This window comes from Enteractinococcus helveticum, assembly GCF_020742345.1.
GTDB lineage: Bacteria > Actinomycetota > Actinomycetes > Actinomycetales > Micrococcaceae > Yaniella > Yaniella helvetica_A.
Genome location: NZ_DYXC01000069.1, coordinates 50,845 through 72,557, shown reverse-complemented (window position 1 = coordinate 72,557; position 21,713 = coordinate 50,845). Strand labels below are relative to the sequence as shown.

Genomic DNA, 21,713 nt, shown 5'->3' with positions numbered 1-21,713 from the left:
TGGTGGGTGACAATGGAGTCATGAGTACAAATAACGAAACCCTTGCTATTCGCGACGATATGATCCGACTGGGCCAGGCGCTCAAGCTTGCTAACGTCGTCGAAGACGGTGTCGATGCCCGGGATGCGATCCAAGCCGGTGACATTCAGGTCAACGGTGAGACCGAAACTCGCCGAGGTCGGCAATTACACGCCGGGGATATCATCACGATCCCAGAGCTCGATTTGAATTTGGTGATTGAAACCACTTGAGCTCGAGCGCTACGCGACCCATATGACTCTTCTGAACCGTATTGCACAAAACAGTATGCGTTTTATGTCCCACGTTGCTCTTCCGACACAACCCACTTGGGATAGATGTGTGCGAAAACCATAAGTGGATATGACCCCGAACACCCCGGTTGCCGACCGGTGCAGATCACGGACAGGGTTCGTAACATGAAAATTGTTCAGCTGGCCATACGTCCTATGGCGTAGGCAAGATGGCACCAGAGGTCACAAAATACGCTGGGTAAAGCATTTGATGCCTATCAAGATGGCGTTGATGATAATGTCTCGAGGCGCGCCATCCTGACACCAAATACCTCATCCCATAACGCACAACACCAGGGCTGAGCAGTCAGCACCTGCTGCTGAGCCCTGGTTTCTCGTGGATAAAGTTTTTTACACGTGTTCGTTGAGAAATTCGAGGAAGTGGCTGATTTCTTGAGGATGCACGCCGTGACCAATACCATGATAGGTTTTTTCAACGAGATTAACGCGTCGGCGTAACCAGGAACCTGTTTGTTGAATGCGATCTGCTGCCACAATGGGATCAGCCGGGTCGTAACCCCAAAATAGGGGTTGGTCGGAGGTGCCGAACTCCTCGTCTTTGAACAAATCGTTGAGCTCAGCGGATTCAACAACAAACCCAGATAACCCGATCACTGCCGAATAAATTCCTGGACGCATGCGCATAAGAGAGGTGGCCATTGCCATCCCTTGTGAAAAGCCTAACAATGACACACTACGATAGTTGTCAGCAACCGTTTGCACCCAATCATCTAACTGTACGATGGCAGTACGCACGTCACCAATGTCGGCATCAAGTGTGGTGGAGAGCGGAAACCAGCAGTAGCCGCCAAAATGTGGTGGCAGCCGCTTTGGTGCTTGCACGCTGGCGATAGTGAACCGATCATCAAAATAGTTGCCCAGTGGGAACAGGTCGTTCTCGTCAGCACCGAAGCCGTGAAGGAACACGACGAGATCAGTTTCCGGGCGCGGGGCCTCGTGGGACCAGCGTACGTGCATGGGTATTACAGTCCTAACGTGGCGATCATGTCATCGGCGACCTGGTGCAGATCGGTCAAGAAACCATCGTGTCCAATGGGTGAGTCGATCATATGTACCGGGGTGTGTGGGCCGAAGTCAGCTGCTAGTTGGTAACTTTGTTCTGGGAAATACAGCCTGTCGGAATTGACGGCCACAATGAACGGTGTGGCGGTAATCTTCGCGATAGCGGTTGCCTGTCCCCCTCGTCCACGGCCTACGTCATGTGACATGAGCGCTTCGGTCAGCGCAATATAGGAGTTAGCATCGAATCGACCCGCGAGATCTTTGGCTTTGTAATCGAGGTAGGACTCTACTTGGTACCGTCCGGTTCGTGTAGCCACAGGTGAATTCAGCGGATTTTCGTCCCCCTGGAACTGACGGCCAAATCGGACGTTGAATTCTGGTTCTGAACGATAGTTGATATGTGCGATTCGACGAGCAATCCCCAGGCCTTGAACCGGTGGGGTTCCGCCATAGTAGTCTCCGCCTTTGAAATCAGGGTCAAGTCGAATCGCTTCGACTTGAGCCTGAGCAAACGCAATCTGTTCCGCCGTAGCTTGACCGCCGCAGGCGATTACTCCGACACCAGCCACGCGATCTGGATACATCGCGGCCCATTCGAGAGCTCGTCCGCCACCCATTGAACCACCGATGACGGCGTGAAAACGTTCAATTCCAAGCTGGTCAGCAAGTTTTGCCTCAGCGTTGACTGAGTCCCGGATCGTAACGAATGGAAAACGGGAGCCGTAGGGATTCTTGTCGCTGTCTAATGAGGATGGTCCGGTTGATCCGTAGCAACCACCGACCATATTGACGGCGATGACAAACCACTTATCGGTGTCGATGGTTTTGCCCGGACCAATCAGGTACTCCCACCAGCCGGCTTCGGGCGAAAGCTGTGACGATGCGACATGGGTATCGCCGGTTAGCGCGTGCTGAATGAGGATCGCGTTGGATTTTTCCGCATTGAGCGTGCCCCAGGTTTCATACGCGAGTTCGACCTTTGGCAGATACCCACCGGTTTCGAAGTGAAGTTCGCCGATGTTTACTGTGGTGATCGCTGATTGCGAGACGTATGTTGCCGAGTCGGTCACCGATTCAAGATCCAACGACATGACCTTCCACTCCTTGTCAAACTGTTGCAGCGGCGTCAAAGCCGGATTGCAAGTCGTCCAAAATGTCTTCAATGTTTTCCAGTCCAACCGAGAGCCGAACCAAGCTCGGAGTGACACCGGCTGCGAGCTGTTCTGCTTCAGACAGCTGTGCGTGGGTGGTGGTCGCTGGGTGTACGACTAATGATCGAACATCGCCTAGATTTGCTACCAATTTGTGCAAGGTCAACGATTCTGCAAACTTTTGTCCTGCCGTTTTACCTCCCACGATGTTGAACGCGACAATCCCCGAGGTACCGTTTGGCAGGAGCTGCTGTGCACGGTTGTACCATGGGGATGATTCCAGTCCGGCGTATTGGACATTTTCAACCTGAGGATGAGCCTCAAGCCACTCGGCAACGCGCTGGGCACTTTCGATGTGACGCTCCATCCGCAAGGAGAGCGTCTCGAGGCCCAAGTTGATCAGATATGAGTTGAATGGAGATGCCGAGTTCCCCATATCACGCAACAACTGTGTACGAATGCGTAGAATGTATGACAGGTTGGCACCTAGTGGACCATTTGGACCAAAGTCTGTCCCAAAGACGATTCCGTGATAAGACTCATCAGGTTCGTTAAACCAGGGAAACTTCTCTGGGCTTGCAGTCCAGTCAAAGTTGCCAGAATCAACGATTGCCCCGCCCATGACGTTGGCGTGTCCACTCAAATACTTGGTTGCGGAGTGAATGACAATGTCAGCGCCATGATCAAATGGACGGAACACGGTTGGTGGGGTCAGCGTCGAATCAACGATGACGGGGATCCCTGCATCGTGGGCAACAGCTGATAGAGCTGGCAGATCAAGTACATCTGCTTTGGGGTTGCCTAAAACCTCTGCAAAGACCGCTTTGGTGTTGTCTTTGATGGCCTGACGCCATTCATTCATGTCGTGAGGATCTTCGATGAAAATCGTCTCAATCCCTAAACGGGGCAAGGTGTGTTTGAACAGGTTTTGTGTTCCACCGTAGAGCGATGCCGAAACCACCACGGAATCCCCTGCACCTGCAACGTTGAGTACGCTCAGTGTAGTCGCAGATTGCCCCGACGACAGCAGCACGGCTCCGACGCCACCTTCAAGTGCAGCGATCTTATTTTCAACGGCATCGTTGGTTGGGTTTGTTAGTCGGGTGTATATGGGCCCGAGTTCGGATAACGCGAAGCGACCGGCAGCGACAGCAGTATCCGGGAAGTTAAAGCTGGTGGTCTGATAAATAGGCAACTGGGTTGCACCGTATTCTGAATCCACGTCCATACCCGCATGAATTTGTCGGGTCGATAGCCCCCAGGTGGACTGGTCAGTAATATCGCGTTGTGCCAATGCAAAGACTCCTTCTTAATTCAAGGGGTCCTCTCAACGCCCGTCTGCCGCGCAGGTAAACTATGACGTGCGCGAAGACCCGCGCTTGTCTCTATTTGTTCTTGAGACCTGGTCCTCACCCGGGGCACCCCACCGCGGTGGAGGGTTGCCGGTCAGTAAGCCGGGGCATTACTACTGACACTCGTGACCAATACCGACTACTATGCCAGAAATTTAGCAAATCCGCGACTTGGTCTGACCTGAATTATCACACTCAGCAGAATTTCAAATAGCCGGAAACTATTTCGACAATCAACTCTCCAAAACCCACCCGACAAGTTGTATTGTTGTGCCATGGAACAACTCGGATACTTTGATGAGATCACAGCCGATGACCTGAAGGCGATGGCCGAAGCCAGCGGCCCGAAGGTCACTATTTTTCTGCCGACCGCTCCCCCACAACACCAACCGCAAGACACTGCAACCCGTGTCAAGTCACTGGTGAACGAGGCTCGGCGTAAACTGGTCAATGCAGGCGTCCCAGAGTCCGATGCAAAAGACATGTTGGCATCATTCGATGCCATTGCGACCGACGCCCCGTTTTTGCGTCAACAAGGTGAATCCCTAGCACTGTTTGCCGCACGGGGTCTCAACCTGATCTACCGACTGGGTGTGCCAGTTACCGAGTATACCCATGTCGCAGAACACTTTGTTTTACGCCCTATCTCCGAAGCCCTTACAAAATCTCACGCCTATTACGTTTTGGCCGTATCCCGCAATAAGGTACGCCTCTTGGATGCAACCAAAGACTCTGTCGTACGGTTGGACCTCAAGGAAATCGTTCCAGAAACCTTTGAAGACGTTGTAGACACCGACGATCGTCAGACCCAATTGCAAAACCGTAGTATTGGTGGAGGCGGCGCAGTCTTCCATGGTCAGGGTGGGGCTTCAGATAACCAAGAGACCGAAAATCAGCGCTTCTTGCACGAAGTCGGTTCGTCCTTAGGTGACCTGCTCGGCAGAGCCCGGTCTCAACCATTGGTTTTGGCCGGCGTCGCAGAGAACGTCAGTGGCATCAAATCGTCCAGTTCTTATCCAGTCATTGCTGAAGACTTCATTCCCGGCAATCCGGACGCTCTGACCAATCGCGAACTCCAACAAGCCGGCTGGAGTGTCGTCCGGCCACGTTTCGCCTCGAACGACGATGCTGCTTATGATCGCTTTGCCGATGTGTCAGGCACCGGGTTGGGTGAGATTCAACCAGACTTGATTCGCGAAGCGGCTGTAGCCGGTCGGATTGATACCTTGTTCATAAATCCCTCACTGAATGCCTCAGACGGCACCGGCGATGTCAACACCGCGATCTTGCATACCAAGCTCAATTCCGGTGATATCGTCATCATCTCCGATGGCCGTGTCGAAAATGTGGCTGCCTTGATGCGCTACTAACTATTTCCTTGACGACAGCTCCCTGAGTTTCAAATCCAAGATTCGGATCTAAAACTCAGGGAGCTTTATTTGATACCGCATGGGACTTACACGGTGGCAGCAGGCGAACTTAGCGGATATTCAATCATTTTCAAGTAATATACGACACACATGGGATTTCTTCGCAAAATAGCCCCCGGTGGCACTGACATGGCATTTTTACCTCAGTAAATGTCGGAAATGACCGTAAACAAGCCGCACAGTGTGACACATTTCGATCGCCTTTGTGATCTCATGTCATGCTGAGGAACATGCGCTTGGATCATGTTTCTTATGCTGTAGGTCCTGAAGGACTCCATGCTACCGCCGATGAGATCGCCGAGATGCTCGGTATCGACTGGGTCAATGGTGGCGTTCATCCGCGCTTCGGGACGCGTAACGTCTTTTTCCCGATGAAAAATCGCCAATACTTCGAAATTGTCGAGGTACTTGAACACCCTGCTGCCGAAAAGGCACCTTTCGGCCAAGCAGTGCGTGCTCGCTCCAATATGGGCGGCGGCTGGATGGGGTGGGTCGTCTCCGTTGACGACATGTCCCCATTCGAAGATCGTCTCGACCGTCGCGCTGTTCCTGGAGCACGTACCTTCCCTGATGGTCGTACGCTCGAGTGGCAACAAATCGGTATCAAGGGACTCATCGCCGACCCCCAAGTCCCATACATCCTGAAATGGAATGAGGGCACTGAAGCCCTGCATCCTTCACAAGCAGAACCGGCCCAGGCTGCCATTGAATCGATTACCATCGCTGGAAACCGGCCACGGGTTCGCGACTGGCTGGGTCTGTCTGACTCCAATGAGTTGGTCGATGACCTGAACATCAAATACATCTCACCATCGGGCACCCCCGGTATTGCAGAGGTCACGTTCTCAACACCAAAAGGTTTGGTCACCATCTAGGATTCTTCACGAACCGCTCGAAGACACAACGGTCATGAACCTGCTTCCACTGCGTGGAGCACGTTTATGACCGTTGGTCTTTAAAAAGATCAGCACGGGCTCAATCCCCTACCGTCTGGATGCGAAAGACATTTGCCCATGGATCTTCAAAACTCGGGTGCTTACGAATCGTCGGCAACCTGGAGACCGAAGCCTTCGACGCCTTCTAAGACCTCTCCAACATGAGCAGGGGTGGCAAAGATATCGTTTGCACCTCAGCCAGGAGCTTTGTCTCGGCGCCCGGCACCACAGCTGTTCCATGCGTTTATATGCCGTATGGTGCTGAGGCGAGGCGCTATTAACCACGCTCATGGTTGCATGCCCATATTGCATTGAGCTCCTGGCCGCGGGCTTTGGAGGTTCGTGCAGAAAATTGCCTACACCGCTGCCAGGATGGCGACGAAATGGCATGTCCAAGCGATAACCGTATACAGATGAAAGATCTCGTGATACCCGAATGTCTTGGGAAAGAAGTTTGGATATTTCGTGGCGTAAGCGATAGCACCCAGAGTATAAAAGACTCCCCCGAGGATGATAAACCACATCACCCAGGCGCCGCCCAGTGCATAGAATTCCGGCAAGAACCACACTGCAACCCACCCCAGGGCTACGTAGATAGGGACAAAAACCCAACGGGGCGCAGTCGACCAAAACTGTCGCATAAGGATTCCTATGATGGCACCGGACCAGATAACCGTCAGCAACAGGTTTCGTTGGTCCGGTTCTAGTACCAACACGGTCAGTGGTGTGTAGGTTCCTGCGATCAGCAAAAAGATATTTGAATGGTCTAGGCGGCGTAGGAAGTCGTTCACCGTTGCGGACCAATTGCCTCGGTGGTATACCGCCGAGGCGCCGAACAGGATGACCGAGGTGGCACCAAACACAGCAACACTCAAGCGCTGACCAAAACTCTCGGGGAAGGCAATTGCAACCATTACGGCGCATAAAACTATTGGGGTGGCCACCAGATGAATCCACCCACGCGCACGCGGTTTCAGCGGCAACGGGATCAACGGTGTAACACTGCTTGGGGTGGCATTGATGGATGACATGGATACTCCTAGCGGCAGCACTGGATGCATTGGGTAGGTCGAAGCATTGACCGCATCCCAGTTGCAGGACCGGTATGCCGTAGTCACTGGATGAGACGATATCAGCCAGTCTATGTCACAGCGTGAGCTGGATCTCTTGTACATCATAGACCCGACGAGCAGCTTTTCTCGATGGATTCGCGGCTCAACCTGGGGATGAGCACGATCATGAGCACTCGGCTTGGCCCAGAAAACAATGCGCAAACACCACACACCGAGCCACTACGGCATTAAGACCGCCGTGTTCTCTCGACAAACAGTATCGGTATGGAACGCTTAGCATCACGCATTAATAATGGGACACCCCATGAGACCTCAGCATATGGCGCACGTATCGGCCTGCGAAGTCTGGGGTGCACATCCCACCGCGGGAACTGTTGTGCAGGTGGCCGGATTCTCCAGACCAGGTGTGTTGGTGTGGGAATCGAAGCACTCGCTGTTGTCCCCGACGACGCATGCTCAGCACGACGTCGTCGTACACCACTTGAGGTAAGTCATACAGATACAATCATGCTATGCCTGCTGCCCGTGCTTATCGTCTTGCCCAACAGCTGCTCCCGACCGTCCCCACAGAGCTAGCCGAGGCGCTGACAAAATATAACTGGCACGATGCTCAACTGGTTGAACGCGGCAAAGACCATCTGATTTTGCTGGCCGACGAGCTGGCAGTGGCCCGCCTTCCACGCAGAACCGATGCACAACTGGCCCGCACCATGCGACTGATTGATCAGCTTGACCTGCCGTGGATGCTCCCGACGCCGTTATCAGCTGTTGACGACGGTGTGCTGCAGACCTATATTCCTGGCACAGCGCACCCTCATGGGGTTGGGGATCCAAACACGTTAGCCAATATCGTCACCGTATTTGGCGAATACGACACCACCGGGCTTGCGTTAAACACACCGTTTGCCCAACGCGGCCGGTTCACCAACGCGATGCTGACCGCACTGGATGCTGTGGTAGCAGACCAGATGGCATGGGAGATTGCCGACCACGTCCATGGTTGGACCGATGATGAAGTTGGTGCCGGTTTAGTGCACGGGGATCTTGCCGGGCACAACATGCACTGGGTTGGTGGCCAACTGGTGGGGGTGCTTGATTGGGATTATGCGGCTCGCTGGGATACGGCGCTCAATGCCACCTATCTGAGTTTGTGGCACGGGGTGGCGCTTGAAGAGCTGACGCCGACACCGCATCGTGCTCGCGTCTGGTCCGGGGCACTGGGCTTATATTCCTTGGCAAATGCGTTAACCTGGGATATCTCTGCGGCGGGATGGCGGCGTCTCAACAAGAAGGTTCAGCCCCGCATTCTCGCGGCGTACCAAGCTCTACCCTATGCCGAGGATTAACGTAATCGCCCCGGATCCAGTGCTGCCACTGAGGCAGCACTGACCCATTGGCCTGCGACGCCATTGACGATGAGGTCGCCGGCCAGTCGGGCAAAGCCCAGCGACGTTTGGAATCCGTAACCAGATTGGCCAGCCAACCAGAAAAATCCGGGATGCTGGTCATCAAATCCGACAACCGGCACGCCGTCGGCGGCTTCAGTACGCAACCCGGTCCAGGCAGATCGCACACCGGTAATGCGTAGGGTGGTGTCGGATTGGATTTGTTGAATCAGCTCCTCAATGTCGTTGGCTCGCGGCTGGGCGTCCTCGGCTGGCGAAGGCTCAGCCTCCTGGGGGGAGGCTAGGATCGCGTCGTCGGCCTCATAGCGGTAGTAATACCCGTCTGCTGTCATCATCATGCAACGATCAGCACTGATTATTCGGTCAATACCCAAAATTGCGGCGGTTCGGCGCAGTGGGGTCAGTCCCAAGGGGCTGATCCCAAACCGTTGGGCGATATCATCAGCCCAGGCCCCGGCGGCGTTGATCACGACGTCGGACTGGTAGGTTGCTTTGGTTGTGGTCACCTGCCAGGTGCCGTTGGTTCGTGTGGCTGCAGTTACGCGTTCCCCGAGGTGGATGTCGAGGTGTTCGGCGCTATCTACGAGCCAGCAGATCATGGCATCTGCTCGTGTGCGTAATGAGCGTGTGTCGAGGGCACCGGTGGTAAAGCGTTCGGACCGGAGTTCCGGGAGGAGTTGGTTGACGGCTTGTTGGTCTTGTCGAATTTGTCCGGGATAGGCATGCGCTTCGATCTCTGCTTCGGTTCCGACCATCATAAATCTCGAGGGCCAGGCCACCGGTTCATCCAGGACTTGTTGTCGTGTTAGCAACATTTCGACGGTGAGATCGGTCAGTTCACGCACCGCTGGTGGCCCATAGCCAAGGACCAGCTGCTGGGCTGAGCGTCCGGAGGTGTGGTAGGCCAGTTGGTCTTCGGCTTCCAACAGGGTTACCGCGTGGCCGCGCTCGGATAATTCGGCGGCCAGTGATACTCCTGCTATGCCCCCACCAATGATGATCATGTGTTCTCCTAGTCGTGTCCTGATTTTTAAACCGCAACAACGCGGGTGGCCGAAGTCACCCGCGTTGTGTTGAGCGCGTTTTACTAGCCGATCTTTTCGAGGATGATCTCGCGAACTCGGCCGGCGTCTGCCTGCCCTTTGGTGGCCTTCATGACCGGTCCGATCAGGGCGCCCACGGCTTGCATGTGGCCGCCCTTAATGCGGTCGACAACATCCGGGTTGGCGCTCATGGCTTCCTCCACGGCTGCTGTCAGTGCGCCGTCGTCGGAGACCACTGCCAGGGAGCGGGCAGCGACAATTTCTGCTGGGTGGCCTTCGCCGTCGGCAATGTGTCCGACGACTTGGCGGGCGATCTTGTCGTTGATTGTTTTGGCAGCGATGAGTTTTTCGATCTCCACTACATCGGCCGGGGTTACGCCCAGGGCTTCTGGGGAGACTCCGCGTTCATTGGCGATGCGCGCGATTTCGCCCATCCACCATTTGCGGGCGGCCTCGGGGGTGGCACCGGCGGTAATGGTTTGTTCGATTTCGTCAAGTACACCGGCGGCTACGACGTCGCGGAATTCGGTGTCAGAGAACTGCCATTCTTCGCGCAGACGGCGGCGACGCTGGACCGGATTTTCGGGCAGATCGGCGCGTAAGCGTGCAATCCAGGCCTCATCGGTGACGATCGGGCCTAGATCGGGGTCCGGGAAGTAGCGGTAGTCATCAGCGTCCGATTTTGGACGGCCCGAACGGGTTGAGCGGGTCTCTTCGTCCCAGTGTCGGGTTTCTTGGACGATGCTGCCACCGTCTTTGAGCACCTTGGCTTGGCGAATGATCTCGGATTCTACGGCCGCGGCGACCGCCCGGGTCGAGTTGACGTTTTTGGTCTCCGTGCGGGTACCGAACTGGGTGGCGCCGATGGGCATGAGGGACACGTTGGCGTCACAACGGATGTTACCGCGTTCCATGCGGGCATCGGAGACCCCCAGGGTTTTGACGATGTCGCGAATGGTGGCCAGGTAGGCGCGTGCCAGTTCTGGGGCACGTTCACCGGCACCGGTGATGGGTTTGGACACAATTTCGACCAGTGGGACACCCGCACGGTTGTAGTCCACCAGCGACGACGAGGAGTCATGAATGCGACCGGTCGCGCCACCAATGTGGGTGAGTTTGCCGGCGTCTTCTTCGATATGGGCGCGTTCGATTTCCACCCGGAAGATTTCGCCGTCGTCGAGTTCAACATCTACCCATCCGTCATAGGCGATGGCGGGTTCTTCTTGGGAGGTCTGGTAGTTCTTGCCCAGGTCTGGGTAGAAGTACTGTTTGCGGGTAAACCGGGATTCTGGTGCGATCGTGCAGTTCAATGCCAGACCGAGTTTGATGCCGTAATCAATACCGGCGGCGTTGATAGTTGGCAGGGTACCGGGCAGGCCGAGGTCACCGGCGGTGATATTGGTGTTGGGTTGGTCTCCGAACGCGTTGGTTGCGGTGGAGAACATTTTGGTCTGGGTATTCAGTTCAACGTGGACTTCGAATCCGAGAACGACTTCATACGTTTGCAAGGCTTGTTTCATGATGCTGCTCCTGCCGTGATCTTTTCGACGACGGCGCTGATGCGATAAACCAATTCGTCTGCGTAAGGTGGTGCCGAGATGTGTACGCCTGCCACGCTGGCAGCTGGCAAACCGGCCAGGGATGCGCCAACACCTGCGGTGGTCGACTCGTATTCTTCGCCCTGTATTGTTACGGCTGGCACGGCCAGCGCGTCAACGGTGTTGAACGCGTGGTTGTGTTCGTTGATGATCGCGGTGCGTACACGCTGCGCTGGGCGGAAATGCGATTCGATTGTGCCGGCGGACAGCAACTGGGTGCCCAATATGATGCGTCGCTTGGTGGCATAGCCAAATCCAGCACCGCGCGAGGCGGTAATAACGTCTTGGACGGTAGCGTTGGCGGGGGTCACGCGGTTACCGAATCGGATCCCGTCGAATTTGGCCAGGTTGGCCGAGAACTCTGCTGCCCCAATGATGTGGGCAGCCTGGCGTGCTTGGTTCAGGGATTCCAAGGTGACTTCGGTTGTTGTGACTCCGGCGTCTTGCAGCACACGAATTCCGGCCTGGTAGTCGTTCCAGGCGTCGTTTGAGACGTTATCTGGTTGGGTGGTGGTGATGCCCACCGTCATGCCGTCTACGCCACCGTCGGTTCCAAAATCCCATTCGTGCTGCAGGCAGGTGGGGTCCAATTCGTCGACGCCGACTAACACTTCATGTAGCGCTTTGGCATCTGCGGTATTGCGTGCAATTGGGGTCACCGTATCCATCGAAGATACCGCGGCGATCAGCCCAAAACGAGAAATGGCACCGTAGGTCGGTTTGACCGCCACAGTACCGGTCTGGGCGGCACTGTGGCGTGCTGTCCCTGCGGTATCGGACACTACGGCAAATGGTGCTTGGTAGTGGGCTACGGCTTGGTGGGCGCCGGAATCATCGCCCATGCCAAATTCAGCGACCCTGGTCTTGCCCAAAATTGGCAGTCCGGCCTCGCGTAAGCGAGTCACCACGGTGGCTTCGTATGGGGAAACCCAGCCCTCCAGGTAGGCCGAGCCTGCACCAGTTGGCATGCCGGTGGTGACGATGACGTCGGATAGCACCACGGGCACACCGGCAAGCTGATGGCTGTATTTGCCGGCGTCGACGTCGGCAGCAACGCTCAGCGCATCGTCGCGGTTGATGTGCACGTAGGCATCAGAGGCGGCATCGAGGTGGGCGGTGACCAGCTCGACGGCGGTGGTTTCACCGGCGCGGAGTTGTTCCGCCATCTGGGTGGCGGTTAGCTGTGTGAGACTCATTATTCTCCGTCCAGGATCGCAGGGACCATGAATTGTCCGTCTTGTGCTTCGGGAGCACCGGATAGTGCTTGTTCGTTGGTCAACTCGTTGGCGACCACGTCGGCGCGGAGCACGTTGTTGACTGGCAGCGGATTGACAGTTTCGGCGAGCTGATCATCAGCTGTGACCACCAGGGATTCGATGATCGGATCAAATTCTGCCGCCAGTTGTGCGCGTTCTTCCTCCGTCAGGGCTATATGCGCGGTCGCTGCTATGTTGTCAACCATGAATCTCCTTTATTCGAAGTTGTTGAGTTTAACGGGTAGATGTACACCAAAAATGTTTCAAGTCCTTCGGGGTCATCCGTATAACCGGCGGTGTATAGGTTCCAGTCGCGCTCCGGTGCCCGATGAAATCCCATGGCCTCGTACATGGCTTGAGCCGAGGTCATTGTTGTCATGGTCGTGATCGCTACTCGTTGCAGTCCCTGGGCTTGGGCCTGGTCTAAGACGAATTGCACCAGGGCACGCCCGATACCGCGCCCCTGGTATTGGGGTGCTACGGCCAGCATGCGGAATTCACCTTCGTTATCGTATGCCACTTGGCAATGTTCTGATCCCGGTGTCACAATATTGACTGCCCCTGCGACGTGACCGTCAACCTCGGCAACATACAGGTCGCGCTGTCGAGCCGCCATGTCCACAAGGATTTGTGCATATATGTCGTCGGGCGCGACGTGTCCGGCGGTTACATATGCTGCCGTGGTCAGTTCGCCAATAGCCAGATAATCATCAGGGGTTGCAGGGCGGATGGTTACCAACGAACGGCCTCCAGCTGTTGTTGTAGAATCTCGAGGCGGTCGAGCGGTCCGGTCGCCGTGACGGTGACATGTGAGCTGTTGGCGGTGAAGTCCACATGGAAGTCGGCAATGACCACCCCATCACCCGAGCGTGGGAAGCGCTGCAACTGTTCGGCGATCCACCCGGCACCATCGGCGGTTTCTACGCTGCCGGTGAGCTGAGTTCGACCCACCGGGTGGTCAGGATCAACGTCAAGTTCGTGGTGGGCGATGCCCAAGGTGCCGGCAAGAGTCCAGTCTGCAGTGGTGTCGGAGACTTGCCATGCAGGACGGCGTACGGGCACGCCGGCTTCTTGGGCGATCAGCGCTCCGGCGGCCCAGTCGTATTCTTGCAGCCCGTACTCGGCGTAGGCATCCAGTGTGCCATCGGCGACCATACATAAATCTAAGGCGGCGGAACCGGTTCGGCGGATATCCGAAAATTTCCCGGCGGTCAGCAGTCGCTGCAGTTGTTCGTATTGGAAGCCACGACGAGCGGGGTCGTAGGCAAAACCAGATGCCAACAGTCGGCCAGAACGTTCCAAGATTGGACCGCTCAGCCGCACCGGCTCGGCTGGGTCGGTGGGTAGCCCCACTTCCAGACGACCGGTCTGTGAGGTAAAGGCTCCTCCACCGGCAGTAGCCCACCAAGATCGACCAAGCGCCGGGGCGACAATTGCTGCGGCAACCCACCGGCCCTGATATTGCACCGCAACCGATGAGCAATAGTGTGGTAGGCCGCGAATGAAGTTGGTGGTGCCATCTAGTGGATCGATCGACCAGCGGTACCCGCTGGGTTCTGCCACAGTCGTAGCACCGTATTCTTCGCCGTATATTTCGTCGTGTGGACGGTAGGACTGTAAGACGAAACGGATAGCATCTTCGGCCCGGCGATCGAAGTCAGTTACCCAATCCGATCCCGATGATTTGGTCATGGCACCCAGATCGTCAAGACCCAATGGTGTGAGCGTGTCTGGGCGTTGGGCTAACTGGGCTGCACCGGCTTCTGCTGCGGCACGGGCGACCGCTAAAAATGCCTTCATCGTTCTCCTGCTAGCAGTTCTATAAATCCTTGCTCATCTAATATTGTCACGCCCAGCGACTCGGCGCGGTCGAGTTTCGATCCCGCGTTATCCCCGGCGACCAGGTAGTCGGTTTTCTTCGACACCGAGCCGGTCGCTTTGCCTCCTCGGGTCAAGATGGCTTCCTTGGCAGAGTCACGGGTGAAACTCTCTAACGTTCCGGTAACCACAATGGTCAGACCTTCTAATAGGGTCGAGTCTTCGGTGACTTCATCGGCCATGGTCACCCCGGCTTTCGCCCAGGCCTGGACGATCTCAACTCGCCAGTCGGTATTGAAAAATTCCATAACCGCACTAGCGATGACTTCTCCGACACCATCAACAAAGGTAAAGCGGTCATAGTCTTCTGCTTGAGCGGCTTCACGCAGTGCATCCATCGTGCCAAAGGATGCGGCCAAGGCCCGGGCTGCAGTTGGACCAACGTGCCGAATGGACAGGGCCACCAGAACGCGCCACAGTGGCTGGGATTTTGCTTTTTCCAGTTCGTCAAAAAGCCGCTTCGTATTGGCGGTCGGTTGCCCGGTGGTGCGGGTATAGAAATACGGTACGAGTTCCCACTGTCCGGTGGCCTGACCTTTGGAACGTTTCTCGCGCCAGACTTGGACCCCTGCCAATTTGGCTTTGAGTTCTTCATCCCCGTTGGTCGCCAGATCAAATAGTTGGCCATCGGAGGTAATGACACCGGGACCGGTGGGTTCGACACGTCCTGCATTATCTGCCGGATTTGGGCCCGGACCGTTGGTCAGCCAGGTGGCAGCCTCTTCGCCCAGCGCTTCGATGTCGAATCCGCCACGGGAGGCGGCGTGTTCGATGCGGCCGGTCAGTTGCGCCGGGCAGCCTTCGGCGTTCGGGCACCGTAAATCAACGTCGCCTTGCTTCATGGGACGCAATAGGGCATCACACGATGGGCAATGAGTTGGCATTACGAAGTCCACGACGTCGTCATCACGCAATGGGAGCACCGGTCCGACAATTTCTGGGATGATATCGCCGGCTTTGCGCAATACCACGGTATCGCCAATTTTGACGTTCTTGGCTTTGACCACGTCCTGGTTATGCAGGGTAGCCATCGAGACGGTCGAGCCGTCAACGAAGACCGGTTGCATAATCGCATACGGGGTCACGCGTCCGGTGCGTCCAACGTTGACGGCGATATCGAGCAATTTGGTATGCACTTCTTCCGGCGGGTACTTATAAGCCACCGACCAACGCGGGGTGCGCGAGGTGAAACCCAATTGTCGTTGGTAGCTCATGTCATCAACTTTGACCACAATCCCGTCGATCTGGTGCACCAGATCATGGCGATGTTCGCCATAGTGGTTTATGTAGTCGATAACTTTATCGGCCACAGTGCCGGAGGTCCCGCGAATGAGTTTGGAGTATGGCGAGACCGGTAGACCCCATTCAGCTAATTTTTCGTAGGCTTCATGCTGGGAGGTAATGGTTGCCCCGGTGACGGTGCCGAATCCGTGAACGAACATGGCGAGTCGACGTTTTGCGGTTTCGGCAGGGTCTTTCTGACGCAGTGACCCTGCTGCAGCGTTGCGAGGGTTGGCAAAGGGAGCAAGTCCAGCCTCAGCACGTGCTGCATTGAGTTCGACAAAAGCCTCCCCCGGCATGAAAATTTCGCCGCGGACTTCCAGTTCCTCTGGAATATTCTCTCCAGAAAGTTTGGTGGGGATTTCTTTAATCGTCAACACGTTGTGGGTAACATCTTCACCGATCCTGCCATCCCCGCGAGTCGCGGCGCGAACCAGGCTGCCATTGCGATAAACCAGGTTGATAGCCAGGCCATCAATTTTGACTTCCGTCAACCAGCCGACGTCGTCACCGGCACCAAGACGTTCTAGTCCTGCGCCGACTCGTGCAAACCAAGCTTCCAGTTCTTCAAAGGAGAAAACATCTTCCAGTGAATACATCTGTGAGAGGTGTTCCACCGGTGAGAAAACAGCATCGCCACCGACTTCTTGGGTCGGTGAATCACCGGTGACAATATTGGGGTGGAGCGCCTCTAGATCTTCTAGTTCTCGAAAGAGGACATCAAAGTCCGCGTCAGAGATTTCTGGTGCGTCGTCCACATAATATGCGCGACGGTGATGGCGGACTTGGTCTTTGAGATTTTCGTAGTGCTCAAGTAGTTGAGGATCAGGAGTAGTCACATCAGACATTGTACTGTCAGTGTTCAAGGACTTCAGCGACGATCACTGTGACATTATCCGACCCGTCGGTTTCTAGTGCCAGTTCCACTAGTTGATCGGCGGCATCCTTGACCGTCAGGGCCGAGGCTAAGATCAATCCAATCTCTTGATCTTCAACTTTGCCGGTGAGTCCATCGGTGCACAGCAAAAATCGATCGCCGACTTCGGCATCAAGGAGGACAACGTCAGCTAATAGGCGTAACGCTGAGCCCACGGCACGGGTGATGACATTTCGGGCCGGGTGTCCGCGAGCCTCTTTGGCACTGAGCTGGCCAAGTCGGACCATTTCGGCCACTGCTGAGTGGTCTTGAGTCAGCTGGATGAAGGCCTCATCGTTGGCACGGTAGCGGTAGGTTCGCGAGTCGCCGACATTGGCGACGACTAGTTGTTCTTTATTTTGATGCAACACGTTGGTTAGCATGGTCAAAGTTGTGCCGGCACGGCCCGAGGCAATGTCGTACACGTTCCGGTTGGCCTCGGTGAGCCATTCCTGCAGGGTGAATAATTCCCACGGCTCAGTATTGTTATCCCAGGCATTGGCGAAGGTATCAACCACCGCTGCGGAGGCGAGTTCGCCGCCGTCGTGGCCACCCATACCATCAGCTACCAGATAGAGACCATCCCGGATCAGGTAGGCATCTTCATTGAGATCTCGAACGAATCCAACGTGCGTGGCGCCTGCTGCTGTAAAGCGATACATCAGTCAACCTCAATCCCATCTCCGGCACCACGCAGGAGCATTGATGGATTGATGAGCCCAAATCCCCTGACTGACTGCGGTGGCTGTGGAATTAAAATATATCGTTCATCGTCAGCCAACACACTGGCCGTGAGCTGGTCGACTAAGACCGTTCCCGGATCTGCCAGTGCGGTGAGCCGGGCGGCGAGGTTGACGGTCGAGCCGTAAATATCGCCCAGTCGGGATAGGACTCGACCCCACACAACGGATACCCTGGCCGATGGTAGCACGGGGTCTTCGCTAAGTGCCTGTGATAAGGCCAGCGCAATTTCGGCACCGGCTTCGGGTGTTTCGGCGTTGAACAATACTTCGTCGCCCACAGTTTTGACCAGGTGGCCGCCACCCACCGCGATGATTTCGGCACAAGTTTGTTCAAAGCGTTGCACCATTTGGGCCAGGGTTCGCTCACTCATGGTGCGTGACAGGGCAGTATAGGAGACCATGTCGGCAAAACCCACGGCACGAGCCAGTGGCAGTGGTGTATCATCTTCGGTCCCATCGCGGCCTTCTTCCGAGGCGGCTAATCCAGCTTCGACGCGGACGGTGAGTCGTTGCAAGGCAGAGTTCAGCTGACGACGATACGAATACGTGACGACGTCTTCTAAGGATTCGATCACCGATGGAAGCAAGCGCACAACTTCGCGGCGTGCCTCGGGGTCGCTGAGACTTTCAGAGTTCATCTTGTCTTCGACCAGTGCTTCGATCTGCCACACCACCATGCGGTCGGTCATCTGCCCAATCGAACGAGCAATCGAGATCGCAGTTTCTTCGTTGAGGACATCTTCGCGAACCAGTTCCACAATCGTGGCCATCGCAGCGACGTCTTGTGTCGTGAAGACTTTTTCAGTGGCTTGAATGTTCGGAAAGCCCATAGCCCGCCAGATTTTACGGGCAGAGACCACCGAGACGCCGAGTTGTTTGGCGACGTCGCGCGGAGTTAGTAACCGTGGGCCACCAATAAGTTCCTCATCAAGGACTTTAATCGCTTGAGTCCAACTTTCCGTAAATGGTTCGGCTTCACCTAATGTTGCCGCAGTCGTAGACTCCGGCTGTACGATATCCAGCGGCCGGGTTGGTGTTGGGTCGGTGGTCTCTTCACCGGCTGAGTCGTTACTCACTAGCCCCTACTTTCACTGAGCGAACCGCTGTTGTAGCGGCCATGGGAACCAAATCGTTCCACATCTACCAGGGTCTGAAATTCTGCAATCTCTGGGACATCATGCAATATCCAAGTTTGTCCTCGAGAGTTCATCAGGTGCAGGTCCCCGGAACCACGCCGCCGCTGGCGTCGCTTCTGATGAATGGTCAGTGACACCAAAGAATGTAACGCCACCCAGTGACGTTTAACGGCGATAGCTCCCAATTTGTGAGCAACCCGGTGGGTAGTGATTTCGTATCGAGATACCAGCCATTGCCACAAGGGTCGCACAACGGTTAGAAAGATTCCGACGGCGATAATCCCTAGCCCGATGGCAGTCAAGGTCGGGGCTGCGGTGCGTAAAAATTCTGGCAGCGCGTAACTGGCCATGACCCCTGATAAGAATCCCGCAATACCGGCCCATAAAATAAATGTCCAGGCAGGACGAATTAACACCGACGGATGCGCACGGGTACGCACCAGCAGGTGTTCACCGGTCACGTAGTGTGATCGCATACCCCTCCTTGGTCTCGTCGAACCGTTTCACGCCGGCCGCAAATGTACAATATCTGCAGCGAAGATCTCTTGCAGTGTTTCGCCTGCTATTAATAGGCTACCGGTCGGCCCCAACCCCATGGCGGTTCCGATAATATTTTTACCATCTGGCAGGATCGCTTTGACCCGTTGACCAATCGTACTCATGGTTGTTTCCAGTGGTTTCACATCGGGCTTGGCGATAAAGCGCTCCACCGCATCCATCAGCCGATGGCGAGCTTCTATTACGAAATCTTGGGCTGAAATTTCTACACCGTAGTCTGCCAGTGCAGCAGCTCTTTCATGACCAGATCCATCGCTAAAGCGTAGATTGGTGCCAATCCCAATGACAACAGCCTGTGTCTCAGGTAGCCACTGGGCTAGAATCCCACACAATTTTCGGCCGTCAGCATCTAAGACGTCGTTTGGCCATTTGACTGCCGCGGGAACATGCAGCTCACGGAACCAGGACACCAGCGCATCAGCGGCTACCAGTGTCATTGTGCTCATCAGCTGGGGGTCAACCTTTGGGCGCAACACAATGGACATGGCTGCCGCAGTACCCGGTGGGGTGTCCCAGGTGCGGTCCAGTCGCCCGCGGCCTGCGGTCTGGTTGTCAGTGGCGATCACGTCCCCGTGTTTGCGAACACGTTCTGTGCCTGTAGCAAGATCTTGTGTTGAGGGGGTCTGATCAATCCAATACACGCCCGGGGCAATGCGCCGAGGTTCTTGTTGGGCCACGTGCTACAACCTTCATTTAAAACAACCGGTAGTATTATCCAGGATACAGGCCATACTCTACCTTGGAGGACCGTTGACCAACCCCGACAAGACTGGTGAGGAGCTGGGCGTTACCACCCCAGATATCACCACTACGGCTGGCAAACTTGAAGACTTTTTCCACCGCCGCGAAGCAGCCCTGCTACCGACCGGACAAGGACCTGTCGATCGCCAACATGCCAGGGGAAAACAAACCGCTCGAGAGCGCATTCACGCGCTACTCGATGAAGGATCCTTTGTAGAATTTGACCAGCTACGAACCCACCGTACGACTGCCTTCGGCATGGACGCCCGGCACCCAGAAGGTGATGGTGTCATCGCCGGCTATGGAACCATCGACGGTCGCAACGTCGCAGTCTATGCCCAGGACTTTACGGTTTTTGGGGGCTCTCTGTCGAAGGTCAACGGCGAAAAAATCGTCAAGACCCAGGAATTTGCTGCCTCCAACGGTTTTCCGATCATTGCTATCAATGATGGCGGCGGGGCACGCATTCAAGAAGGCGTCGATTCTCTGGCGATGTTTGCCGATATTTTCCGCAACAACGTGATGGCCTCGGGTGTCGTGCCACAGATTTCAATCATCATGGGCCCGGCCGCCGGAGGCGCCGCCTACTCCCCTGCCCTGACTGACTTTGTGGTCATGGTTGACCAGACCTCGCACATGTTCATCACCGGACCGGATGTTATCAAATCGGTCACCGGTGAAGCCGTCGATATGGAAACCCTCGGCGGGGCACGTCAACATAACGAAACCTCCGGCACCGCCGCATATATGGCAACCGATGAGCAAGATGCGTTTAGCTGGGTATCTGAACTGTTGGATTATCTGCCAGCACACAACTTTGTCACCCAAGATTCCGCTTACCAGCAGGACCTGGAAACCAATGTTGAAGACCTCGCATTAGACACCATCATTCCGGACTCTGCAAACCAGCCTTATGACATGCTGCAAGTCATCGCCACAATCGTTGATGACGGCGCGCTACTGCAAATCCAGGAACGCTATGCCCCGAATGTCATTGTAGGTTTGGGCCGGATCGAAGGTCGCACCGTGGGCGTTGTAGCCAACCAACCTTCACAGCTGGCTGGCACCTTGGATATCGCAGCTTCAGAAAAAGCTGCCCGCTTCGTGCGGTTCTGTGATGCGTTCAATATCCCAATTATCACGCTCGTCGATGTCCCTGGATTCCTGCCCGGAGTGGATCAAGAACACTCGGGCATAATTCGCCGCGGTGCAAAACTCATCTATGCCTATGCCGAAGCCACCGTCCCGAAAATTACCGTGATCACTCGCAAAGCCTTCGGTGGCGCCTACATTGTGATGGGTTCCAAGAAGCTCGGGGCTGACCTCAATCTAGCCTGGCCGACAGCCCAGATCGGTGTCATGGGGGCCCAGGGCGCAGTCAATATCTTGTACCGCCGTGACCTGGCCGCGGTCGAGGAAGCCGGTGGTGACGTGGAAGCACGTCGCACCGAACTTATTGAAGACTACGAAGCTGCTTTACTGAATCCCTATGAAGCTGCTGATTCAGGTTATATTGATGCGGTCATCGCACCATCGGAAACTCGCGCCCAGGTGGTACGTGCGCTGCGCGCCACGGTAGCTAAACGTGAGTCCCGTCCTGCTCGTAAACACGGAAATATCCCACTATGACACAACCTGAATCAACCGGCATAAAAGTCCACGGCACAGTCCTGTCAGAAGAAGAAACAGCAGCATTGCTGACCGTGATCAACACGCAGCTTGTGGAGTTACCGCCACCTGAACCTCCCGTGGATTATTCAACACGGAACCGTGTCATGTCCACGTGGAATTCGGCTCCCGGTTGGCACACGCCACCCCGAGGCTACTAAAACTTCTAGAGAATACGGCCTCAAGTCCAAAGCAGTTGGATTGTGTGGGCATG

The 21,713-nt window shown here is 55.6% G+C and carries 22 protein-coding genes and 1 riboswitch; of the genes, 7 read left to right on the top strand and 15 right to left on the bottom strand.

The genetic code is table 11. The features are described 5' to 3' along the window. Window positions 1-20 precede the first annotated feature (20 nt). Window positions 21-251, top strand: a complete 231-nt coding sequence (locus K8V32_RS05670; RefSeq protein WP_303904205.1) for an RNA-binding S4 domain-containing protein — start codon at window positions 21-23, stop codon at window positions 249-251. 411 nt (window positions 252-662) lie between these two features. Here K8V32_RS05670 and K8V32_RS05665 read toward each other — a convergent pair whose 3' ends face one another. From K8V32_RS05665 to K8V32_RS05655, 3 genes are read right to left on the bottom strand one after another with little or no spacing between them, the layout of a single operon-like run. Then, window positions 663-1,289 carry an alpha/beta hydrolase gene (locus K8V32_RS05665; protein ID WP_303904202.1) on the bottom strand — a complete coding sequence of 209 codons (627 nt, stop codon included), beginning with the start codon at window positions 1,287-1,289 and terminating at the stop codon, window positions 663-665. Window positions 1,290-1,294: 5 nt separating this feature from the next. Further along, the gene (gene metX, locus K8V32_RS05660; RefSeq protein ID WP_303904199.1) at window positions 1,295-2,425 is read right to left on the bottom strand and encodes a homoserine O-acetyltransferase MetX; all 1,131 of its coding nucleotides are present in this window, start codon (window positions 2,423-2,425) and stop codon (window positions 1,295-1,297) included. Window positions 2,426-2,441: 16 nt separating this feature from the next. Further along, window positions 2,442-3,779: an O-acetylhomoserine aminocarboxypropyltransferase/cysteine synthase family protein gene (locus K8V32_RS05655; RefSeq protein ID WP_303904197.1), complete on the bottom strand. Its 1,338-nt coding sequence runs from the start codon at window positions 3,777-3,779 to the stop codon at window positions 2,442-2,444. Between the two features lie 76 nt (window positions 3,780-3,855). Continuing rightward, window positions 3,856-3,968, bottom strand: a riboswitch (SAM riboswitch). A 144-nt stretch (window positions 3,969-4,112) separates the two neighbouring features. Here K8V32_RS05655 and K8V32_RS05650 point away from each other — a divergent pair. Then, complete coding sequence (locus K8V32_RS05650) at window positions 4,113-5,207, top strand: baeRF3 domain-containing protein (protein ID WP_303904194.1); 1,095 nt, start codon at window positions 4,113-4,115, stop codon at window positions 5,205-5,207. A 290-nt stretch (window positions 5,208-5,497) separates the two neighbouring features. Then, window positions 5,498-6,142: a VOC family protein gene (locus K8V32_RS05645; RefSeq protein WP_303904190.1), complete on the top strand. Its 645-nt coding sequence runs from the start codon at window positions 5,498-5,500 to the stop codon at window positions 6,140-6,142. 416 nt (window positions 6,143-6,558) lie between these two features. Here K8V32_RS05645 and trhA read toward each other — a convergent pair whose 3' ends face one another. After that, window positions 6,559-7,320: a PAQR family membrane homeostasis protein TrhA gene (gene trhA / locus K8V32_RS05640; protein ID WP_303904188.1), complete on the bottom strand. Its 762-nt coding sequence runs from the start codon at window positions 7,318-7,320 to the stop codon at window positions 6,559-6,561. A 274-nt stretch (window positions 7,321-7,594) separates the two neighbouring features. Between trhA and K8V32_RS05635 the strand changes: the two genes are divergently transcribed. Further along, entirely contained in the window at window positions 7,595-7,765 is a 171-nt protein-coding gene (locus tag K8V32_RS05635) for a hypothetical protein (RefSeq protein ID WP_303904185.1), read from the top strand. A gap of 22 nt (window positions 7,766-7,787) precedes the next feature. Then, entirely contained in the window at window positions 7,788-8,621 is an 834-nt protein-coding gene (locus K8V32_RS05630; protein ID WP_303904181.1) for a phosphotransferase, read from the top strand. Here K8V32_RS05630 and K8V32_RS05625 read toward each other — a convergent pair. The 11 genes from K8V32_RS05625 to K8V32_RS05575 all read right to left on the bottom strand — a co-directional run bounded on the left by K8V32_RS05625 (window position 8,618) and on the right by K8V32_RS05575 (window position 19,767). Then, on the bottom strand, window positions 8,618-9,685 hold the full coding sequence (locus tag K8V32_RS05625; protein WP_303904178.1) for an NAD(P)/FAD-dependent oxidoreductase: 1,068 nt from the start codon (window positions 9,683-9,685) through the stop codon (window positions 8,618-8,620). The two genes, K8V32_RS05630 and K8V32_RS05625, sit on opposite strands and share 4 nt — an antisense overlap. 83 nt (window positions 9,686-9,768) lie before the next feature. Then, on the bottom strand, window positions 9,769-11,244 hold the full coding sequence (gatB, locus tag K8V32_RS05620; protein ID WP_303904174.1) for an Asp-tRNA(Asn)/Glu-tRNA(Gln) amidotransferase subunit GatB: 1,476 nt from the start codon (window positions 11,242-11,244) through the stop codon (window positions 9,769-9,771). Continuing rightward, window positions 11,241-12,518 (bottom strand): amidase, encoded by a 1,278-nt coding sequence (locus K8V32_RS05615; RefSeq protein WP_303904171.1) that lies wholly within the window; start codon window positions 12,516-12,518, stop codon window positions 11,241-11,243. The genes gatB and K8V32_RS05615 overlap by 4 nt, the downstream gene beginning before the upstream one ends. Further along, the gene (gene gatC / locus K8V32_RS05610) at window positions 12,518-12,784 is read right to left on the bottom strand and encodes an Asp-tRNA(Asn)/Glu-tRNA(Gln) amidotransferase subunit GatC (RefSeq protein WP_303904166.1); all 267 of its coding nucleotides are present in this window, start codon (window positions 12,782-12,784) and stop codon (window positions 12,518-12,520) included. The genes K8V32_RS05615 and gatC overlap by 1 nt, the downstream gene beginning before the upstream one ends. Further along, on the bottom strand, window positions 12,769-13,317 hold the full coding sequence (locus K8V32_RS05605) for a GNAT family N-acetyltransferase (RefSeq protein WP_303904163.1): 549 nt from the start codon (window positions 13,315-13,317) through the stop codon (window positions 12,769-12,771). The genes gatC and K8V32_RS05605 overlap by 16 nt, the downstream gene beginning before the upstream one ends. Next, window positions 13,311-14,378: an inositol monophosphatase family protein gene (locus K8V32_RS05600; protein ID WP_303904160.1), complete on the bottom strand. Its 1,068-nt coding sequence runs from the start codon at window positions 14,376-14,378 to the stop codon at window positions 13,311-13,313. Before K8V32_RS05600 ends, K8V32_RS05605 begins: the two co-directional genes overlap by 7 nt. Next, window positions 14,375-16,585 carry an NAD-dependent DNA ligase LigA gene (gene ligA, locus K8V32_RS05595; protein ID WP_524536695.1) on the bottom strand — a complete coding sequence of 737 codons (2,211 nt, stop codon included), beginning with the start codon at window positions 16,583-16,585 and terminating at the stop codon, window positions 14,375-14,377. The genes K8V32_RS05600 and ligA overlap by 4 nt, the downstream gene beginning before the upstream one ends. A gap of 7 nt (window positions 16,586-16,592) precedes the next feature. Further along, window positions 16,593-17,315 carry a PP2C family protein-serine/threonine phosphatase gene (locus tag K8V32_RS05590; RefSeq protein WP_303904154.1) on the bottom strand — a complete coding sequence of 241 codons (723 nt, stop codon included), beginning with the start codon at window positions 17,313-17,315 and terminating at the stop codon, window positions 16,593-16,595. Continuing rightward, a complete protein-coding gene (locus tag K8V32_RS05585; RefSeq protein WP_303904151.1) occupies window positions 17,315-18,472 on the bottom strand; it encodes an adenylate/guanylate cyclase domain-containing protein in 1,158 nt (385 codons plus the stop codon). The genes K8V32_RS05590 and K8V32_RS05585 overlap by 1 nt, the downstream gene beginning before the upstream one ends. After that, window positions 18,472-19,008, bottom strand: coding sequence for a PH domain-containing protein (locus K8V32_RS05580; RefSeq protein WP_303904147.1), 537 nt, complete (start codon window positions 19,006-19,008; stop codon window positions 18,472-18,474). Before K8V32_RS05580 ends, K8V32_RS05585 begins: the two co-directional genes overlap by 1 nt. Before the next feature lie 27 nt (window positions 19,009-19,035). Then, the gene (locus K8V32_RS05575; protein ID WP_303904144.1) at window positions 19,036-19,767 is read right to left on the bottom strand and encodes a biotin--[acetyl-CoA-carboxylase] ligase; all 732 of its coding nucleotides are present in this window, start codon (window positions 19,765-19,767) and stop codon (window positions 19,036-19,038) included. Window positions 19,768-19,840: 73 nt separating this feature from the next. Between K8V32_RS05575 and K8V32_RS05570 the strand changes: the two genes are divergently transcribed. Further along, on the top strand, window positions 19,841-21,460 hold the full coding sequence (locus K8V32_RS05570) for an acyl-CoA carboxylase subunit beta (RefSeq protein ID WP_303904141.1): 1,620 nt from the start codon (window positions 19,841-19,843) through the stop codon (window positions 21,458-21,460). Beyond that, window positions 21,457-21,660 (top strand): hypothetical protein, encoded by a 204-nt coding sequence (locus K8V32_RS05565; RefSeq protein ID WP_303904138.1) that lies wholly within the window; start codon window positions 21,457-21,459, stop codon window positions 21,658-21,660. Before K8V32_RS05570 ends, K8V32_RS05565 begins: the two co-directional genes overlap by 4 nt. Window positions 21,661-21,713 lie beyond the last annotated feature (53 nt).

Coding starts and splice junctions, on each gene's coding strand:
- K8V32_RS05670 (WP_303904205.1), top strand. CDS start 21: ATGAGTACAAATAACGAAACCCTTGCTATTCGCGACGATATGATCCGA.
- K8V32_RS05665 (WP_303904202.1), bottom strand. CDS start 1,289: ATGCACGTACGCTGGTCCCACGAGGCCCCGCGCCCGGAAACTGATCTC.
- metX (WP_303904199.1), bottom strand. CDS start 2,425: ATGTCGTTGGATCTTGAATCGGTGACCGACTCGGCAACATACGTCTCG.
- K8V32_RS05650 (WP_303904194.1), top strand. CDS start 4,113: ATGGAACAACTCGGATACTTTGATGAGATCACAGCCGATGACCTGAAG.
- K8V32_RS05645 (WP_303904190.1), top strand. CDS start 5,498: ATGCGCTTGGATCATGTTTCTTATGCTGTAGGTCCTGAAGGACTCCAT.
- K8V32_RS05635 (WP_303904185.1), top strand. CDS start 7,595: ATGGCGCACGTATCGGCCTGCGAAGTCTGGGGTGCACATCCCACCGCG.
- K8V32_RS05630 (WP_303904181.1), top strand. CDS start 7,788: ATGCCTGCTGCCCGTGCTTATCGTCTTGCCCAACAGCTGCTCCCGACC.
- K8V32_RS05625 (WP_303904178.1), bottom strand. CDS start 9,685: ATGATCATCATTGGTGGGGGCATAGCAGGAGTATCACTGGCCGCCGAA.
- gatB (WP_303904174.1), bottom strand. CDS start 11,244: ATGAAACAAGCCTTGCAAACGTATGAAGTCGTTCTCGGATTCGAAGTC.
- K8V32_RS05615 (WP_303904171.1), bottom strand. CDS start 12,518: ATGAGTCTCACACAGCTAACCGCCACCCAGATGGCGGAACAACTCCGC.
- gatC (WP_303904166.1), bottom strand. CDS start 12,784: ATGGTTGACAACATAGCAGCGACCGCGCATATAGCCCTGACGGAGGAA.
- K8V32_RS05600 (WP_303904160.1), bottom strand. CDS start 14,378: ATGAAGGCATTTTTAGCGGTCGCCCGTGCCGCAGCAGAAGCCGGTGCA.
- ligA (WP_524536695.1), bottom strand. CDS start 16,585: ATGTCTGATGTGACTACTCCTGATCCTCAACTACTTGAGCACTACGAA.
- K8V32_RS05590 (WP_303904154.1), bottom strand. CDS start 17,315: ATGTATCGCTTTACAGCAGCAGGCGCCACGCACGTTGGATTCGTTCGA.
- K8V32_RS05580 (WP_303904147.1), bottom strand. CDS start 19,008: ATGCGATCACACTACGTGACCGGTGAACACCTGCTGGTGCGTACCCGT.
- K8V32_RS05565 (WP_303904138.1), top strand. CDS start 21,457: ATGACACAACCTGAATCAACCGGCATAAAAGTCCACGGCACAGTCCTG.